General features: G+C 42.9%; 18 protein-coding genes. 15 read left to right on the forward strand and 3 right to left on the reverse strand.

What is annotated here, in order from left to right:
• Positions 1-420 precede the first annotated feature (420 nt).
• The 4 genes from J2T20_RS12585 (at position 421) to J2T20_RS12600 (ending at position 3,332) form a co-directional block, all read left to right on the forward strand.
• Complete coding sequence (locus J2T20_RS12585; protein WP_307588798.1) at positions 421-1,044, forward strand: hypothetical protein; 624 nt, start codon at positions 421-423, stop codon at positions 1,042-1,044.
• Positions 1,045-1,343: 299 nt separating this feature from the next.
• The gene (locus J2T20_RS12590) at positions 1,344-2,117 is read left to right on the forward strand and encodes a hypothetical protein (protein WP_307588799.1); all 774 of its coding nucleotides are present in this window, start codon (positions 1,344-1,346) and stop codon (positions 2,115-2,117) included.
• 236 nt (positions 2,118-2,353) lie between these two features.
• A complete protein-coding gene (locus tag J2T20_RS12595) occupies positions 2,354-2,893 on the forward strand; it encodes a hypothetical protein (RefSeq protein ID WP_307588801.1) in 540 nt (179 codons plus the stop codon).
• Positions 2,894-2,948: 55 nt separating this feature from the next.
• A complete protein-coding gene (locus tag J2T20_RS12600) occupies positions 2,949-3,332 on the forward strand; it encodes a hypothetical protein (RefSeq protein WP_307588803.1) in 384 nt (127 codons plus the stop codon).
• Positions 3,333-3,685: 353 nt separating this feature from the next.
• Here J2T20_RS12600 and J2T20_RS12605 read toward each other — a convergent pair whose 3' ends face one another.
• Positions 3,686-5,428: an alpha-glycosidase gene (locus J2T20_RS12605; RefSeq protein WP_307588804.1), complete on the reverse strand. Its 1,743-nt coding sequence runs from the start codon at positions 5,426-5,428 to the stop codon at positions 3,686-3,688.
• Between the two features lie 395 nt (positions 5,429-5,823).
• Between J2T20_RS12605 and J2T20_RS12610 the strand changes: the two genes are divergently transcribed.
• The 4 genes from J2T20_RS12610 (at position 5,824) to J2T20_RS12625 (ending at position 9,765) form a co-directional block, all read left to right on the forward strand.
• Positions 5,824-6,639: a transporter substrate-binding domain-containing protein gene (locus tag J2T20_RS12610; protein ID WP_307588806.1), complete on the forward strand. Its 816-nt coding sequence runs from the start codon at positions 5,824-5,826 to the stop codon at positions 6,637-6,639.
• A gap of 115 nt (positions 6,640-6,754) precedes the next feature.
• Positions 6,755-7,414, forward strand: a complete 660-nt coding sequence (locus tag J2T20_RS12615; RefSeq protein WP_307588808.1) for an amino acid ABC transporter permease — start codon at positions 6,755-6,757, stop codon at positions 7,412-7,414.
• Positions 7,401-8,123 (forward strand): amino acid ABC transporter ATP-binding protein, encoded by a 723-nt coding sequence (locus tag J2T20_RS12620; protein WP_307588809.1) that lies wholly within the window; start codon positions 7,401-7,403, stop codon positions 8,121-8,123. Before J2T20_RS12615 ends, J2T20_RS12620 begins: the two co-directional genes overlap by 14 nt.
• Before the next feature lie 112 nt (positions 8,124-8,235).
• A complete protein-coding gene (locus tag J2T20_RS12625; RefSeq protein ID WP_307588811.1) occupies positions 8,236-9,765 on the forward strand; it encodes a Ppx/GppA phosphatase family protein in 1,530 nt (509 codons plus the stop codon).
• Here the strand turns inward: J2T20_RS12625 and ppk1 are convergent.
• On the reverse strand, positions 9,713-11,830 hold the full coding sequence (gene ppk1 / locus J2T20_RS12630; protein ID WP_307588813.1) for a polyphosphate kinase 1: 2,118 nt from the start codon (positions 11,828-11,830) through the stop codon (positions 9,713-9,715). The two genes, J2T20_RS12625 and ppk1, sit on opposite strands and share 53 nt — an antisense overlap.
• A gap of 233 nt (positions 11,831-12,063) precedes the next feature.
• On the opposite strand from ppk1, the gene J2T20_RS12635 reads away from it, so the two are divergent.
• Positions 12,064-12,729, forward strand: coding sequence for a 3D domain-containing protein (locus J2T20_RS12635; protein WP_307588815.1), 666 nt, complete (start codon positions 12,064-12,066; stop codon positions 12,727-12,729).
• A 49-nt stretch (positions 12,730-12,778) separates the two neighbouring features.
• Here the strand turns inward: J2T20_RS12635 and J2T20_RS12640 are convergent, their stop codons facing one another.
• Entirely contained in the window at positions 12,779-13,609 is an 831-nt protein-coding gene (locus J2T20_RS12640; RefSeq protein WP_307588816.1) for a polysaccharide deacetylase family protein, read from the reverse strand.
• A 162-nt stretch (positions 13,610-13,771) separates the two neighbouring features.
• Here J2T20_RS12640 and J2T20_RS12645 point away from each other — a divergent pair, with 162 nt between their 5' ends.
• The 6 genes from J2T20_RS12645 (at position 13,772) to J2T20_RS12670 (ending at position 18,152) form a co-directional block, all read left to right on the forward strand.
• A complete protein-coding gene (locus J2T20_RS12645; RefSeq protein WP_307588818.1) occupies positions 13,772-14,806 on the forward strand; it encodes an NADH:flavin oxidoreductase/NADH oxidase in 1,035 nt (344 codons plus the stop codon).
• An 86-nt stretch (positions 14,807-14,892) separates the two neighbouring features.
• Entirely contained in the window at positions 14,893-15,597 is a 705-nt protein-coding gene (locus tag J2T20_RS12650) for a dihydroorotate dehydrogenase electron transfer subunit (RefSeq protein ID WP_307588820.1), read from the forward strand.
• The gene (locus tag J2T20_RS12655; RefSeq protein ID WP_307588822.1) at positions 15,590-16,522 is read left to right on the forward strand and encodes a dihydroorotate dehydrogenase; all 933 of its coding nucleotides are present in this window, start codon (positions 15,590-15,592) and stop codon (positions 16,520-16,522) included. Before J2T20_RS12650 ends, J2T20_RS12655 begins: the two co-directional genes overlap by 8 nt.
• 35 nt (positions 16,523-16,557) lie before the next feature.
• Entirely contained in the window at positions 16,558-16,890 is a 333-nt protein-coding gene (gene lpdD, locus J2T20_RS12660; protein WP_307588824.1) for a prenylated flavin chaperone LpdD, read from the forward strand.
• 76 nt (positions 16,891-16,966) lie between these two features.
• Complete coding sequence (locus J2T20_RS12665; protein ID WP_307588826.1) at positions 16,967-17,635, forward strand: PspA/IM30 family protein; 669 nt, start codon at positions 16,967-16,969, stop codon at positions 17,633-17,635.
• 112 nt (positions 17,636-17,747) lie between these two features.
• Positions 17,748-18,152 (forward strand): DUF350 domain-containing protein, encoded by a 405-nt coding sequence (locus tag J2T20_RS12670; RefSeq protein ID WP_307588827.1) that lies wholly within the window; start codon positions 17,748-17,750, stop codon positions 18,150-18,152.
• Positions 18,153-18,156: the final 4 nt, after the last annotated feature.

Here is an 18,156-nt window from a genome sequence, read left to right on the forward strand (position 1 = left end):
GGGCAGCATATCTGACCTCCACCTCATGGACAGGTTGAATGAAGGAATGTGGGAGCGTAGACTCTGTGAGACTTGGGAGGGTTGACCTCCATGAGAAATGTGGAGATCCATAAGTGCAACCATACTTTTCCTAAGTAACCACTTTCTTCAGACTGTGGTTAAGGAGATGTTCTTTTGCGCTTTTCCTCGTCCCAACATTTTCTTCAATTTCAACTTGATTCCAACATAAAGTTGTCTGCACTGAACGAATAAAATTAGAAACTAAAGATATAACGAGCATTCAAGAGAAAAGTGATTCCCCATAGAGGGAGGTTAGTTCAATCTATTTCGCGAATACCCTAAATATAGAAAAATTAATGAATTTAGTAAATATGACGTTGGATGAAATTAATACAGTGAATTATTATGGGAGTGGTTGCAATGAAGAAAGGACATTATTCTTTAATTGCTATAATTTTAGCGTTATTTCTTGTATCACAGAATCATTTGAAGCATTCATTTGGTGATAGTATTTTTAAAACAATTGGATTTTCGCCATGGACAAACGAAGAAAATTCAGGCTTACATTTACCTGTGATAATTGGCATTATTCTCTTTATTATGGGATTTATTGGAGCGGCAAGGTATTATCGTTCTAGATACCCTAAGATTTCAAGTCGATTAGTTATTGGTTGTATTGCATTTTTTCTTGTTTTTCCCTTTATAACTGAAGGGGTGATGTTCTTAGTAAAGTACAACTCTAATGGAATTGATTCAATTGATATATCTAGTGGCAAGTGTAGTTTTAAATCAGAAGAGAATATTGTAACAGCTGATTGTTCTTTCACATTATTCAATTATGGGGAAGTAGATAAAATTGCAATCAACCCGATCCTTCCAAATTATCTAGATGATGTAGACATTGAATTTGAGAGAATTGTTATACCACTTGATAAGCACAGAAGAATGACTTTTGGCTTTCCGTTTAAAGGTATGCAAAGAAATGGAAGTGGATTTACAGGATCTATACAAGAAGTAGGCTTTGAAGTAGTAGTAAATAATTAAGCAATTAGATAGTGTATCGGAAGGTTGTACTTCATCTAACAATGTGTTCGTGCATCGGCTGACAAGCCACATCGGTCCTAGAAAATATGTCGTAGTGGTTAATGCCAGGACACGGCCGCACCACCTAAGCGCATCCCGGCAAGCCATGAGGTAGTGAAGGTTCGTGAACGCACTTACGTTATGCCGTCATTATCATCACAAACTGTTCAGCTAACGGGCAGGATAGTTCAATGAAACGTTTGAATTATGTGTACATACTTTCCCTAAAAAATGGTGACAGTATCCATAGGTGATGATAATTGAAGAAAATGAAATTAACTGTGTTCCTTTTGCTTGCTGGATTAATTTTCCCGACACATTTATTAGCAGAAGCAAATGACGGAATAAATTTATTAAAGCTAACTGATAGTAAAATTTCATCAATGCAAGTAGTTCGTTTAAAAGGAACAGATGATTCAAGGATTTTCAGCATGACAGATGGATATGACGAAAGGATTATTCGAAAAGTTATTAATTGGATTAATACATCAAGTCCTAGCGAACAGGCAACCGAGTTAGAGGGTGATAAAGTTCCATTACTATTAAAAATAAACATGCTCAACGGTGATCTAATAACTTTAGAACCAGCGCATAGCTGTAATGGTCGTCCTATCAAGACATGCACTGCCGTTGATGGTGAAATTGTACTTACAAAGAACAAGAAAAAAATCCGATTAACTTCGCAAGAGCTTTATGATTGGATCATTGTAGGCTGGAAGTATGAACCTATTGGACCACCAAAAGAAGAACTTCTGGAGGAAACATTGTACACAAGATACTTTTCTGTAATCGAGAAGGATTATCCGAATTTTATAATGTGTCCAAGGATAGATAGCATTGAGCGAATTAAAGGTGATACACGAAGACATATAGTTACTGCAAGTGCATTAAACTTTGCAGGACATCACGCTCCTTCATATGATAGAATCATTTTCACATTAATTGATACACCCGAGAATGGAATAAAAATCATTAAAGTTAGAAAAAAAAGTAATGTATCAGAAAGGGAAAGCCTAAGGCAATGTAGATGGTAATGATGCATAGAGAAAACAAGATCGAATAAGTGCATTAACCTAACTGGAAACGCTAGCTCAATAAAAACAAGAAGGCAGCAGATCAACGTGATCGGCTGTTTTTTGTTCAACTAACGGGCAGGATACTTCCAATATGTGTTAAGATATGAGCGTACTGCTTATTTAGAAGTAGAGGACGATAGGGCAAACCATACGCCTGTTTCAATATTTAATGGTGGTATAAGACTTTCAGGTAGGTGATTAATATACAAACAATATTTGTGCGAGTTCGACATTGGTTATTTTGGTATGGGGCTTATGGTCTCTGTAGTAAGAGCGGAAATGATGAAATTACGCTTTATTCTGATCAAAATCAAATGAATTTTTTAGGTTATTTTGAACTTACAACCGTGACAGATCTAATCAATCTTTTAAAATACGATATGGATATTATTGGTGATGACAAAGAATATTGTGAGGAAATTGAAAGTTTTATAAATGGTTATGAAGATATTCACTATCATTATATATACCCAAGAGACTTAGAAGATGTTTCTCGTCAAGTTCCTCATTCTGCTCCGACGAATATAGATGGGTATAAACCTATCTATATCGATATGTGGTCAAAATTATCCAATTATTGGGACGTCGATGAAATTAAGAAAAGCATAAGAATAATTGCAAAAGATTTTTTAGGATTGGACACAGAAAATGTAGAATTCATAGATATTCCAACGTTTGAGGAAACAAAATTATCGTACGAACAAGATTATAAGCCTTTCGTAAACGAAAATTGATTCAACTCCTACGGAAGACGATAGCCTAAATACAACCTAATAAAGGAGATTGTCCATGTGCTTTTCAAAGCGGTGTGTATGGATTGAAGCTGAAATATGGCCCGTAGGATCATGGGATTGTAAGGATAAAAATTCCGATGTTATTGTTGTCTTTCCAGATCGCTCCAAATGGATTGCAACCGTTTTCACTTACCGAAATATCGAGACGTTGAGACAAAAAAATATACAAACCGGTGAATGCATGAACGGTGCTTATTTTTGGTCCAGCGATATGGTGTTGGTAGATATTATAAGTAGGGAAAGAATTGAACAACTAATCGAACATTTGATTAAACACGACAATTTCCTTTCAGTCTTTAATCGATACCCCGATGTAGATGAAGAAGACGATGAGAACTATCCTGTTGGATTTTTTATAACCGAAGAATCGTTGAGCTAACGGGACACGTTAGTTAAACAACACAGCGGAAGGTATAACTTTATTTTCTCTTTAATAGCTGCCTTCGTTTGAAATATTGAGGTCAGTCTAATACTTAATTTTCTTTGGGCAGCTAAAACAGGCCACTAGAAATCAAAAAACGAAAACTAGCCAGTCTCCAAGACATGGAGGCTGGTTAGTTTTTTAGCTTTTATAGCTATGAAGTGTACCGCTGAACTCAGCGGAGAGGACGGAACGATTGCGGAAAAGCGAAAGCGGTCGCCTTTGTGTCCGGATTTATACCGTTAAGGTAAAATTCATAAAATCTGGACACAACAGCGATTGGAGCAACGTTCCGTTCGCGGAGCGGCCGCTCAGAGACTACGGCACAAAATCCGATATCCATAGGGATCGAGCGGAATGTTCATCATGCCGTCTTCAGGGATAACAGGCTCTCCGGTAAGGGAGTCTTGCCAATCATCTGTCTCCATAGGGTGGCTCAGTGTGCGAGGTTCGGGAGTATTGTTCATCCAAATCGTAAAGTGGATTGCATCATCTACGCGTTCGTAGACGATGCAGGAATCATCATCATATGCTTGAAGAATACGAAAACGTCCTTCGCGCAGCGCATTGTTCTTTTTCCGTAATGCAATCATGTTTCGATAGAAATTGTAGAGTTCACGGTCCTGCTTATCCGGATCCCATTCCATACATTTGCGACAGTCGGGATCTTCATACCCGGTAAGGCCCATCTCATCTCCGTAGTAAATACATGGAGTACCCATGAAAGTGAACAAAAACACAATCGCCAGCTGTAACCGCCGTTTATCTTCTCCGAGGCAAGTTAGAAGGCGCGGCGTATCGTGACTGCTCAATAGGTTAAAGACTACTTCATTGGTCTGCTGCGGGTATCTCATTAGCAATGCGCCAATACGGTTTCCGAAGGTTCCGCTGCTAATTCCGCCATTGAAAAACTCCAGCACCGTCCCAGAGAAGGGGTAATTCATCACAGAATCAAATTGGTCACCAAGCAGCCATGTGAGGGAATCACTCCATACTTCTCCGACAATATAAGCATCCGGATTTGCGGATTTCACCACTTTACGAAAATCGCGCCAGAAATGGTGATCCACCTCATTGGCTACATCCAGTCGCCAGCCATCCACCTTTATTTCTCTAATCCAGTAATCAGCAATTTCCAGAAGATAGTTTTTGACCTCTGGATTGGCTGTATTAAATTTCGGCATATTACTAAAAAAGCCAAAGGTGTCATAGGTAGGGATACCATCGACAACTTCAGCCGGGAAAGAATTAATATGGAACCAATCCTTATATTTCGAATTCTTCCCGTTCTTCAGAACGTCTTCAAAGGGTGGGAATTTATCGCTGCAATGATTAAATACGGCATCGAGCATTACACGAATCCCCTTACTATGGCATTCTTCAACCAACCTCTTCAACAATGCATTATCACCAAAGTGAGGATCGACCTTTTTATAGTCAACGATATCGTATTTATGATTGGAAGGGGAGACAAATACGGGAGTGAAATAGATGGCATTAATACCCAGCTCCAGCAGGTCATCTAGATGATCCAGCACGCCTTGCAGATCTCCTCCAAAGAAATTATCTAATTTAGGAATGCCGCCCCAGGGTTCGGTTCCGTCAGGATCTATTGAAGGATTTCCTTTGGCGAAACGATCCGGCATGATTTGATAAAACACAGCTTCCTTTGCCCACGCAGGTACCTTAAATAGATCAATTTCGTGGATATAAGGAAACTCAAAGTAATGAATGGGGGGAGGGGGACATTCGTAACGTGTGCCGTTATCCAATAAGTATATACTTACAGGACCTGTACTTAAGCGGAATGTGTAGCACAAACGTTTGTACTTCGGCCGGACGGCACACTCCCAGTAATCGAAACAATCATCAGTTGCGGCCTTCTCCATCATCACCTCGAAATAGGTGTGCTCCCAGTCATATTTATCACCGGTTAAAGCCACAACACAATCGACATCATCTTTTTTGGTGCGAACTCGCAAATGTATAGTTTCTGTATCGTAAGCATAGGCCCATTTATCTCGAGGCACATGGTACAAAGCTTCCAAAAGCATGACAGTACCTCCTTATTAATGAAACGGGTATAAGTATGACGAATTATTTAACATACTTTTTACCCTTTAGATCATCTGTATGAATCATAAACACCTTTATTTCTATAATATCCTTTTAGGATATGTTGCCATTCATATTTATGTAATATTTGTTTCGAAATTTATTACTCTTAATAAGAGCGAGTATTATGACTACCTTTATGAATCGACAGGAAGGAGCTGCCAGTATGTTCAATTTAAATATCGGATATGGGTAGAGTGTCGATTCGCACCGAGTCTAATAAATGACAGGCTTGTCACAAAAATGCCTTTGCATATTCATGCGATGTGATTTATAATAAATCGGTCAACAAGGCAAATTACAGAATGAAAAAGAGAATAGGGGAGATATAAGAATGAACAAATGGGGTAAAATATCATTAGGAATGCTGCTTACTGTAGGTTTACTTACAGGCTGTGGCCAAAATAAGAATGACAATAATTCTGCTGCAGCAGGCAATACGGACAAAGCTCCAACCACAAAGACGATTACCTTAGGTACTAGTGCTGACTTTCCTCCTTATGAATTTCATAAGGTTGTAGGCGGCAATGATACAATCGTTGGTTTTGATATTGATATTGCTAAAGATATTGCTGCCGATATGGGTGCAGAGCTTGTTATTAAAGATTTGCCGTTCGAATCCTTGCTGAATGAGCTGTCAAGCGGGAAGATTGATATGGTTATCTCCGGGCTTAGTCCGACTGAAGAACGCAGAAAAGCCGTTGACCTGTCAGATATTTACTACAAAGCACAACAAGCCGTAGTAGTGCGTGAAGCAGACAAAGACAAATTTGCAACCATGGATACACTTAAGGGTGCTAAGATCGGTGTTCAAGCGGGTTCCATTCAAGAGGATATCGCTAAGGGAATCGAAGGCGCACAGTTGACATCGCTAACTAAAATATCTGAAATCGTGCTTCAGCTTCAAACCAACCGTGTAGATGCTTCCATCATGGAAGGGCCGGTTGCCAAATCTTTTGTTAAGAATGTAAAAGGCTTAGTGATTACCGATGCTACACCAGAGGTTGAAGATGATGGTTACGTAATCGGTATTAAAAAAGGGAACACGGAGCTTCTTGATCAAGTGAATAAGACACTTACCCGTCTGAACTCAGAAGGCAAGATCGATGAGTATGTTGCAGCGGCAAGTGAATTGTCTGAGAGCAAATAAGTAAATTCAGAAGCCACTACCAAGAATAAATCCTGCATAGCAGGAGGTTAGACCCTTCAGAAAATGGCGGTAACCCGCTGTTTTCTATTTTTTTGGAGATCGGAGGTTACGTTTAATGAATATTTTTAATATGGCTTATGAATATCGGAACTTTTTTTTATCAGGATTACAGTACACATTGCTGTTAGCAGTTTTAGGCGTGTTCTTCGGTTTTGTGCTCGGGATCGCCATTGCATTGCTGCGTATGTCCAAATGGTGGCTGGTTCGTTTTATCGCTACGGCCTGGGTGGAGTTCCTGCGCGGGACACCAATGCTGGTTCAGCTCTTTCTGATCCATTATGGTCTCGCAACATTCGGTATTGAATTTACCGCAATGGAATCCGGAGCGATTACGTTGTCCATTAACAGTTCGGCTTATCTAGCTGAAATTTTCCGTGCAGGGATTCAAGGCGTGGACCGCGGACAAGTAGAGGCAGCACGTTCCCTAGGGATGAGACAGGGAATGACCATGCGTTTTATCGTTCTTCCCCAAGCACTCAAAAGTGTTCTGCCGGCGATCGGGAATGAATTTATTACCATTATCAAGGAATCATCCATCGTATCTTTTATCGGGGTAATGGATTTGATGTTCCAATCACGGTCTGTATCAACGATTACTTATGACGGCTTTACGCCGCTTGTAATTATTGCATTCATGTACTTTGTGATGACATTTACACTGTCCAAACTTCTTGGCAGATTGGAAAGGAGGTTAAATACAGATGATCGAGGTTAGAAACTTACAAAAGCACTTCGGAAAGCTGGAAATCCTAAAAGGCATCGATTTGGAAGTCCAAAAAGGTGAGGTTGTCGTTGTTATTGGACCCAGTGGATCGGGTAAAAGTACCTTTCTGCGTTGTTTGAACCTTCTGGAGGAGCCAACTGGTGGTGATATTAGCTTTGAAGGCCAATCTATTACCGCTAAGAAGCATGATATCAACATTACTCGTGAAAAAATGGGCATGGTGTTCCAGCAATTTAACCTGTTCCCTCATAAAACCGTACTGCAAAATATTACCTTAGCTCCGGTTAAAGTAAAGAAGATCCAAACAAGCGAAGCAGAGAAAATCGCAATGGAGCTTCTGAGAACAGTAGGTCTTGAGGATAAAAAGGATGCATACCCTTCCCAGCTGTCCGGTGGGCAAAAGCAGCGGATTGCGATTGCGCGGGCGCTTGCAATGCAGCCCCATGTGATGCTGTTCGATGAACCTACGTCAGCACTTGACCCCGAAATGGTCGGCGAAGTGCTTGAGGTTATGAAAAAGCTGGCTGAAGACGGAATGACGATGATTATTGTTACGCATGAGATGGGCTTTGCCCGTGAGGTAGGGGATCGTATCCTTTTCATGGACGGCGGAGTAATCGTAGAGCAGGGCACTCCTGCAGAAGTATTCGGAAATCCGCAGAATATACGGACACAGGACTTCTTAAGCAAGGTTCTGTAATCATAGTGGTTGAAACGGCCCTCGGTGATAATTACCGGAGGCCGTTTCATTTATGCATATAAACCATGTATAATAGATGATCAATCAACTTTGCAAAGGAGTACATACATTAATGGGAGATAACCTCTGTCGGATTGGGATCATTGATATCGGATCCAACTCCATTCGCCTTGTGATATATGATACGACACCGGAAGGTGGATATAAAATTATAAAGGAATGTAAGAGCTCCGCCCGTCTGAGTGAGAAGATTACCAAAGAGGGACGACTTGAGCAGAAGGATATGAAGACTGTAGTTCCGGTCCTGATGCAATTTAAAGAAGTATGCCAGGCCTTTGGTGTTGATAAAGTAAGAGCCGGGGCAACTGCAGCGATTCGTAATGCGGCTAACTCCGAAGAGATTATTACCTATTTATCAGAAGCCTCATCGATTCCTATCGAAATAATCAGTGGGTATCAGGAAGCCTACTTTGGATTTCTGGGGGTCATCAATGCCTTTGATATAGAGGACGGCTTTGTTATAGATATTGGCGGGGGGAGTACGGAGATTACCTTATTCCGCGGACGTCGCTATGAACACAGTATTTCCTTTCCCTTTGGAGCTGTGAATACCAATGTCATGTTTGGCCTTGGCGGCAATTGGAATGCTGACCAGGTACGCAAGCTCCAAGCTTATGTAACCGGTAGATTGGTGGAGCATTCCTGGCTGAATACCGGTACAGGGTTACCTTTGTTTGGGCTTGGGGGTACACTTCGTTCACTAGGTAAGCTGGATCAGAAGCAACGAGAATATTCATTGCCGAACTCGCATGGGTATACCATGTCCAGTGAAACTATTGATCGCTTTATGAGTATCTTACCTGAGATGACTTTCGAGAAACGTAAGGATCTGGATGGCTTGTCCAAAAGCCGGGCAGATATCATCGTGTCGGGGTTAATTATCTTTCAAACGGTATACCAATATATCGGTGCGAGCAGTGCAATAATCAGCGGAGAGGGTCTCCGCGAAGGTATGCTGCATGATTTGCTTGAGCCCGAGGCTCCAGTGCGTGACAGTTCATTAGAGTATAGTCTGGGTACTATTCTAAGCTTTGATATCCATGCTTCTAAACGGCATTTAGATCATGTTTGCAAGCTGGCTAACCGTCTTTTTGACTCGTTGAAAAATGGAGGCAATACGAAAGAGCAAGAGATGTTGATTTACGTCTCCATAATGCTGCACCGAACCGGTTCCAATATTAATTATTATCAATCCAAACGTCATACTCGTTATTGGTTGATGAATTCACCTATACGGGGACTATCTCATCGCCAGCTTATCCTGTGTGCACTGATCGCCTCGTATAGCACAAAAAGCCGGAAGCAGAAATTGTCCCTTACGCACAAGGACATTTTGCTGGCTTCCGACGAAGAATGGATTCATAAGCTCGGGACACTGGTGCAATTAAGTATTGCACTGGATGGCAGTGAGACCGGTGTTGTAACGGATCTTGAAGCTTATTTGCGCGGCAATAATCTAGACATTAACCTGAAAGGCGTTCATGGCCCGCTACTTGGTGTAGAAGACATAGAGAACGCCCTCAAGGCCTTTAAGAATGTTTGGGATTTGAAAGTAAAGCTCGATTTCCCTTCCAACGCTTAACATCCATTGCAGCAAACTGGCTCCGGAAAGGGGCCTTTTTGTCGTCCGGGCGTTCATAGTTTCCGTTAAATTGTAGGAAGCTGGACTTCACATTGTCTTTGAGAGACATTTCCAGGATCTTAATAATTTGTTTACGGATATCACTATTTAACACTGGGCACATCAGTTCAATCCGGCGGGTAAGGTTGCGGGTCATCCAGTCTGCACTGGATAAATACACCTCGGGTTTGCCGCCGTTCTCGAAATAGTAAATGCGTGAATGCTCCAGGAAACGGTCCACAATACTGCGCACGGTGATCCGTTCGCTTAAGCCAGGGATACCTGGACGCAAACAGCAAACCCCGCGAATGATCAAGTCAATATCCACACCGGCTTGAGCCGCGCTGTACAGATCGTCAATAACCGGCTGATTAGAGAGAGAGTTCATCTTAGCAATGATCCGTGCTGGTCTTCCTGCGGCAGCATGTGCTGCCTCACGATGCATTAACCTCTCTAAGGAGAGACTCATGTTGGTAGGTGCGACTATGAAGGAATTCCAGTCGTATTTAGAGGAATAGCCTGTCATTTGATTAAACAGCTCTGAAGCATCCAATCCAATTTGATGCTCTGAGGTGAACAGACTGAGGTCTGTATAGGCTTTGGCTGTACTATCGTTATAGTTTCCTGTACCTACATGAACATACCGGCGCAGTTCCGGGCCTTCCTGGCGAACAATAAGTGTTATTTTGGCATGAGTTTTGAGTCCGACCAATCCATACACTACGTGACAGCCGGATTGCTCCAGCTTGCGTGCCCAGGCAATATTTCGTTCCTCATCGAATCGGGCCTTCAGCTCTACAACAACCGTAACCTGCTTTCCGGATTCCGCTGCATTCGCGAGAGCCGTAATGAGAGGCGATTTGCCGCTTACACGATACAGAGTCATTTTGATTGCCATAACCTGCTCATCCTCGGAAGCCTGTGTAATAAAATCAGTCATCGCATCAAAGGATTCATAAGGGTGATAAACAAGCACATCCCGTTCACGCAGAACCTCGAAGAAGTCCTCATTTTCATCGAATTCTGCAGGATAGGCTGGTTCAATAGTAGGGAAATTCAGATAACCGAAACCTTTAAGACTTCCGGCAAAGTTTCTTAAAAAACCCAGATCAAGCGGACCCTCTACTTCAAATACGAAATCATCAATTTCAAATTCAGCCTGAAGCTGCTCAAGAGCATAAGGATGAATGCCCTTTTGGACCTCCAAACGGGCGGGTACACCCCTCCGACGCTTGCGCAATTCTTTTTCAATTTCCTCCAGCAGGTCTTCAGCACCTTCCTCGTCAATCGTGAGGTCGGAGTTACGAGTTAATCGAAATTCATTAACAGCTACTGGCTCATAGCCGCTAAATAAGGTTTGAATATGCTGTCTGATTACATCCTCAATAAAAACAAATTGCCTTTTCTTACTATTGGATCGGTGAGGAAGCGGAATACACCGCGGCAGGTTGGACGGAATTTGCAGAATTGCAAAATAAGGTTCCTCTTCGTGATTGTTTTTACTAAGGAGCACGACAGCCAAATAAATAAACTGGCTATGCACGAGCGGGAAGGGTCTGCTCTGATCAACGGCCATTGGAGTTAGAACAGGGAAAATAATATCCCGGTAGTATTGTTCCGCAGCCAGTTCCTGAGCGTGTGTTAAATCCTCGTAATTAACGAATACAATACCTTCCTTATGCAATTGCCGAGAAATGTCCTTAAAGGTGCGATATTGATCGGCAATGATTTTGGTGACACGTTTAATAAGACGTTTGTATAATCCGGATGGAGTATAGCCTGTAAAATCCATTTTGGTATAGCCTGCACGGATCTGATCCTGAATTCCAGCTACGCGAACACTGATGAACTCATCCAAATTACTCGACACAATCGCCAGAAATCGAGCTCTTTCTAACAGTGGATTATCCTGGTCCTGAGCCTCTGAAAGCACACGTCTGTTAAATTCTATCCAGCTTAAGTCCCTGTTTAAATAAGCAGTTGCCGGGGTGCTGTGGTTTATGTTTTTTTTCTCTTCTTCGTTCATAGACCCTCCAAAGTTGGCTCATTATCTTTATGTTTCTATAGTATTCTATCATTCTACTATTTACTGAAGAAAGATTTGTTAACGCAATGTTAAAATTCAGCGAAAAATAAACGGAAAAAATGGAGTTATTGCGAAATGGTAACAATTTCTTAGGCATAGGTTACAAAATTGTGATATATTCATTGTTGTCATTTACTATACATAGAAGTACCAAGGAGGCAAGTTTCCAAAGTATGAAGATTAAATTTTCAGTATTTAAGTCACTCGCAACCGTTCTTGGAATAAGTGTGCTGCTGCATGCCGTTCCCGCACAAGCGGATGGAATTCATATCGCTACCGAAGGGAATACCTTCTATAACCTCTCAAAGCAGTACGGTGTGAACATGAACCAACTCATGAAATCCAATCCCAAGGTTCAGCCCCTGAATATTTATCCAGGACTAAAGCTGATTATTCCGGGTAAAGCCAAGGTTGGAGCTGCAGTACAGACGGATACAGTTAAACCTAAGGTGATAACTGCCAGTCTTAATGTAGAGCCGGAGAGCAATACAGTCCAAGCTTGGGGCAAAGAATTTAGCTATGAAAAAACAATACAAGTCAAAGCTACAGCGTATTCATCTGCAGCCAGTGAAAACGGCAAGTGGGGTGCAGTGGATTACTTTGGAAAACCGCTTAAGCTGGGGACTATCGCCGTTGACCCGGATGTGATTCCTATGGGCACAAAGGTTCTGGTCACCGGACATTCGCACCCGGGACTACCCAAGCAGGCCTTTCTGGCGACTGCAACGGATATGGGTAGCGCCATTAAAGGTAATCGAATTGATATCTTTATACCTGGCAGTCAAAGCTTTGTGTCAGAGTTCGGTTTTCAATATGTACAATTATACGTGATTCAATAATAAAACGATATTTAATGACTTCGAAATGCCCCCGCCTTGTGGGGCTTTTTTATTTGCTTTTGGAAACATGAAGTAATTGAGGAACTGTGACGAACGTGTATCCACGTTGCTTCAAATTGGCAATCACCTCAGGCAGGGCTTGTATAGACCCTTCTAGGTGACTGCTTGGGCCCCCACCGCCGTGTTGAAGAATGATAGCTCCTTTACCGGCAGCAGAAAGGATATTGGCTTTAACCTCCCCCTTAGGAAGACCCTTCCAATCCTGAGAGTCCACGTTCCAATTCACTACTTTATATCCGTGTGATTTGGCCCATTCCAACTGTTGTTCCGTAATTTCCCCGTAAGGCGGCCGAATCAACTTGGGCTTATACCCTACAATATTTTGAATAATATTCTCCGTACGTAAAATTTGAGCTTTGAATTCTTTCATCCTAAGCTTTCGGAACTGAGGGTGATTATATGAGTGATTGCCGATAATATGCCCTTCTCTAACGATCCGGGCTACCAGATCAGGATGTTTTTTAGCGCGGCTGCCTACAACAAAAAAAGTGGCTCTTACCTGATTTTTGCGCAGAACATCAAGTAGCTGCGGGGTGAACCGTGGATCGGGAACATCATCAAATGTAAGGGCTACGGATTTGATCCGCGGGCCCCCAGTCTTAAATGTCTCCGGATATTTACGAATTAGCTGACTCATGGTGAGTCTCTTTTTATTCATTTTATTCTGTTGCTTCGAGAGGAGTATAGAACCTTTGCTGGTTACGGGTATGGCCTCTGAAGAAGGGGCAGGAAAGCCCGAGATTATGAAGCTGAGTAAGAGTAACAATGCTACTTTTTTTACGAGCCCAATGGACATCCCCGTTCCTCCTTGAAGATTCATATACGAACCCCTTTATTCCGTTGGTATCCCCCAACTTGAATGGAAATATGCTTCTCTCAGATCTCCCTCAAAAACATTTCTAGATACCATTAATGCGTGTATACTATGGAAACGGGAGTATTTTCTTTAAGACAATAAGTAGAATGGGAAGGGTGCAAAAGGATGACAGATTTATTCACCCCTTATGAATTGAAGGGAATGAGATTGAAGAACCGGGTGGTCATGCCTCCGATGTGTCAGTATGCAGTAGAGAACCAGGACGGAATTCCTAATGACTGGCATTATGTTCACTATGTAAGTCGGGCTGTTGGAGGTACAGGACTTATCATTGTAGAGATGACAGGTGTACATCCGGATGGGCGTATCACCAATAATGATACCGGAATTTGGAGCGACCAACATATAGAGTCCTATCGTAGAATAACAGCGGGTGTGCACGCCAACGGTGCCAAAATCGGCATCCAATTAGGGCATGCAGGACGTAAGGCGCAGGATGCCGAACCTCCAGCAGCACCTTCAGCAATCCCTTTTGACGAACATTCCAAGACGCCGGCGGCTCTAACAGCCCAAGGTATTGAAGAATTGATTGAGGCTTTCCGTCAGGCGGCTAGAAGGGCCGTTGAGGCAGGTTTTGACACTGTAGAAATTCACGGGGCTCACGGTTATCTCATTCACCAGTTCCATTCTCCCTTAACAAATATAAGAAATGATGAATACGGGGCCGACTTGGCACTCTTTGGTGAACAAGTAATTACAGCAGTTAAAGAAGAACTTCCTGCTGATATGCCACTATTAATGAGAGTATCGGCTAAGGAGTATGTAGACGGGGGATACGGAACTGAATATGCTCTTGGTATCTGTCGCCGTTATAAGGCAGCAGGAGTGGATATGTTCCATGTGTCATCTGGTGGTGAAGGTCCTATCGGTTCCAATGGGGGCCCAAATGCAGGTTCCGCCTATCAGGTGGACCTAGCGGAATTTATTCGAAGCGGACTACAGGTACCAGTTATAGCCGTAGGAAGACTTGAATCTTATCAAGAGGCACAGTCCATTGTGAATGATGAACAGGCAGAGCTGGTAGCCATCGGACGAGGGATGCTAAGCGATCCCTACTGGACCTTGCATGCCGAAGAAGCGCTGGGTGGTGTGCATAACGTACCTAAACCTTATGAACGAGGCATTTGGAGAAGAAAATAGACTCTCCTATCTGTGAACAAAGTCACAGATTTTAAGCCCCTTCTAAGGCATGGTTAATAAGATTAAATTTGAAGGAGCTTGATAACGTGGGAACGGTGATTAGTAACGAGCGGCTGACAGATGGAGTGTATCGCCTCAGTGTTGAGGGAGGAAATGGCGGCAAAATCGGGCAGTTCTACATGCTGCGTGCGTGGGGAGCCTATCCGATATTGTCGAGACCTATTAGTATAAATCTAGTGAACGAGAACAGCATTGATTTTTTATACCATGTTGTAGGTGAAGGTACAGAGTTGTTATCCGAATTGAAGCCGGGTGATGCGATCGGGCTGGAAGGTCCTTTCGGCAACGGTTTTCCTGCTGTAGAAGGAAGAATCGCTCTTGTAGGCGGCGGGATTGGGATTGCACCTCTTTTATATTGTGCACGAGAACTCTCAAGCTGTGACGTATATTTGGGATTTAGCCGTGAACCTTTTCAAGTCGAAGATTTCCGCCTCCATACCGACAAGCTGACGGTAGATGTAGGCGGATTAATATTAGACAGCGTGGATTTTTCGGAATATGACCATGTCTTTGTGTGCGGGCCTCATCCTATGCTGAAGGCAGCTCAGTTAAAGAGTATCGCTGCGGAGTCCGCAGGGAGTAGAACGAATGTATACCTGTCCATGGAGAATCGTATGGCTTGCGGTATAGGGGCTTGCTTGGTATGCAGCGTTTCCTGCCGGGACGGTCAGCGTAAAGCTTGTACGGACGGTCCAGTATTTTTTGCGGATGAGGTGGTCTTCCATGATTAATTTGAGCGCAAATATTGGACAAGTCCAATTTAAAAATCCTATTGTCATGGCCTCCGGAACCTTTGGCTTCGGACGGGAATATGGCAAGCTGTATGATGTGTCCAAGCTTGGAGGGATCTCCGGTAAAGGACTTACTTTAAATCCCAAAGCGGGGAATCCCGGAACTCGGGTATATGAGACTGCTTCCGGGATGCTCAATAGTGTTGGTCTGGAGAATCCGGGTGTTGCGGCCTTTCTGGAGAAGGAATGCCCATACTGGGAGACTCTTGATACGGTGCGAATGGTTAACCTTGGCGGTAACACAATGGATGATTATGTGCGCGGAGCGGAATTGATCCAGCAGGATTCTGATGCGAGAATGCTTGCCGGCAATAAGGCTGTGGATATGATTGAGTTGAATATTTCTTGTCCGAATGTTAAAGAAGGCGGCATTGCTTTTGGTGTGAAGACCTGTGCTGCGCAGGAAGTAGTACGAGCAGTACGCGGGGCAACTAAGCTGCCCTTGGCCGTTAAGTTGTCGCCAAATGCAGAGGATATCGCAGATATGGCCTATATGTGTCAGGAGGAAGGTGCGGACGCTATTTCTCTTATTAATACCATCTCCGGAATGAAAATAGATGTGCGCCGCAGAAGCAGTGTATTCCACAATCTGTATGCGGGACTCTCCGGGCCAGCTATCAAGCCGGTCGCATTAAGGATGGTACACCAGGTTGCCAAAAGAGTAACTATTCCTGTAATAGGCATGGGCGGGATTACTTCTGCAACCGATATTATTGAATTTATTATGGCCGGTGCTACAGTAGTGCAAGTTGGCACTTATAACTTCATGAATTTACGGGCAGGAAACGATCTTGTTGAAGAGCTTGAGCAATTTATGATTCAGGAAAATATTCGTTCCTTGGATGAAATTCGCGGAATTGTGTAAAATTCGGTTAATATAATGGGGAGGGAGGTTAACCTTTGACTACTCCGTATGTTCATCCGGATGATATAGAATTGTCCGAAACGGTTGTAGGCCGGGATCTTTTACTGTTGATTACGGGAGGCGTTCGGCATATCGGCGCAACCAGCACTGCCTATGTCGCTGGAGACCATATCGAGGTGTTAACCTCCGCCGTACCTCACCATAAAGAGCACACCCTCACTGAGTCCATAGCGATGAGAGTAGCAGAAGCTACACGTCGGACAGTGACTGTTGTAATGGGAATTCATTATGACAATCTTTCAAAAGAGGGCATTTTGGAAGTTGTTAAAATTGTCGAGGATAAGGTTAATTTATATTTGATGCAATAAATTTGAAACGGGTTGAACCTTTCTGCGTAAAAGATAACAAATAAGGATTTCAAATTATCTTTTGGAGGAATGAACAATGTCGATTTTTAAAAGATTGCGTGATCTAACCATGTCTAACGTTAACTCGATTATTGACAAAGCAGAAGATCCGATTAAGATGACTGACCAATACATTCGTGATATGACAGAGGATTTGGAGGATGCCGAAAAAGCGGTAGCTGCCCAAATTGCCATTGAAAAAAAATTCAAGCAGCTTTATGAAGAACAAGAAGCACTGGCAAATAAACGCAATCAGCAGGCTCATGCAGCTGCTCAAGCAGGGAATGCCGATCTTGCACGTCGTGCACTGGAAGAGAAAAAGTCAGCTGAAGTTAAACTTGCCGAGTACAAAACAAGCTTCGACCAAAACAAGGCATCAGCAGATAATCTTCGCGGCAAACTTGATGAAATGCGTAAACAGCTTACCCAAATGAAGAACAAACGCGAGACACTTGTTGCCCGGTATAATGCTGCTAAGGCCCAAACGGAAATTAATAAGGCTATGAGCGGATTTAGCTCAGATTCGGCTTCCGCGGGACTGAAACGTATGGAAGACAAGATGCTGCAGGCTGAGGCACAGGCAGAAGCCAGCAACGAGATGAGCTCAAGTAACAAATCTCTTGACGATGAGTTCGAGAAATTGAGTAAGGATTCAGAAGTTGACGATGAACTTGCAGCTTTGATGAAACAATACGAGAAGCAATAACATATATCTACTGCTTATAGCAGCTTTAGATTTACAGGCGAAGAAGAGACAGTGGTAACGTCTCTTCTTCGCCTTATCTTTGCAGGTATACCTGCCAACTGGAGGTTAAAGAGTGGATATCCAACTTCTAGTTTCCATGACAGTCTGGACGGTATGTGGCGCGGTACTGTTGTTTGTGTTGATGTATGTTGACTCCGTGTTCACCCGATATCACGATTTAGAGGAAATAAAGAACGGCAATATGGCGGTGACCACTCGCTTCGTGCTGAAGCTATTGGCACAGGCTTACATATTATCGTCCTCGATCTCCGCCTCTTCCAGGCTCAGTGAAGCACTGATTGTCTCTTTGATTTCTTTTTTTCTTTTGCTTGTACTGGAGAGGACGGTTCGTGTACTGTTGTGGAAATGGGGCAGGATGAATCTGGATCACGGGACCCAGCAGGGCAAAATTGGATACGGCTTAGTTGCAGGCTCACTGCATATCGCCGGGGCGTTAATAATTTCCTCTTTTTTATAAATGA

The sequence above is a fragment of the Paenibacillus wynnii genome (genome assembly GCF_030812855.1).
Taxonomy (GTDB): Bacteria; Bacillota; Bacilli; order Paenibacillales; family Paenibacillaceae; genus Paenibacillus_AQ; species Paenibacillus_AQ wynnii_A.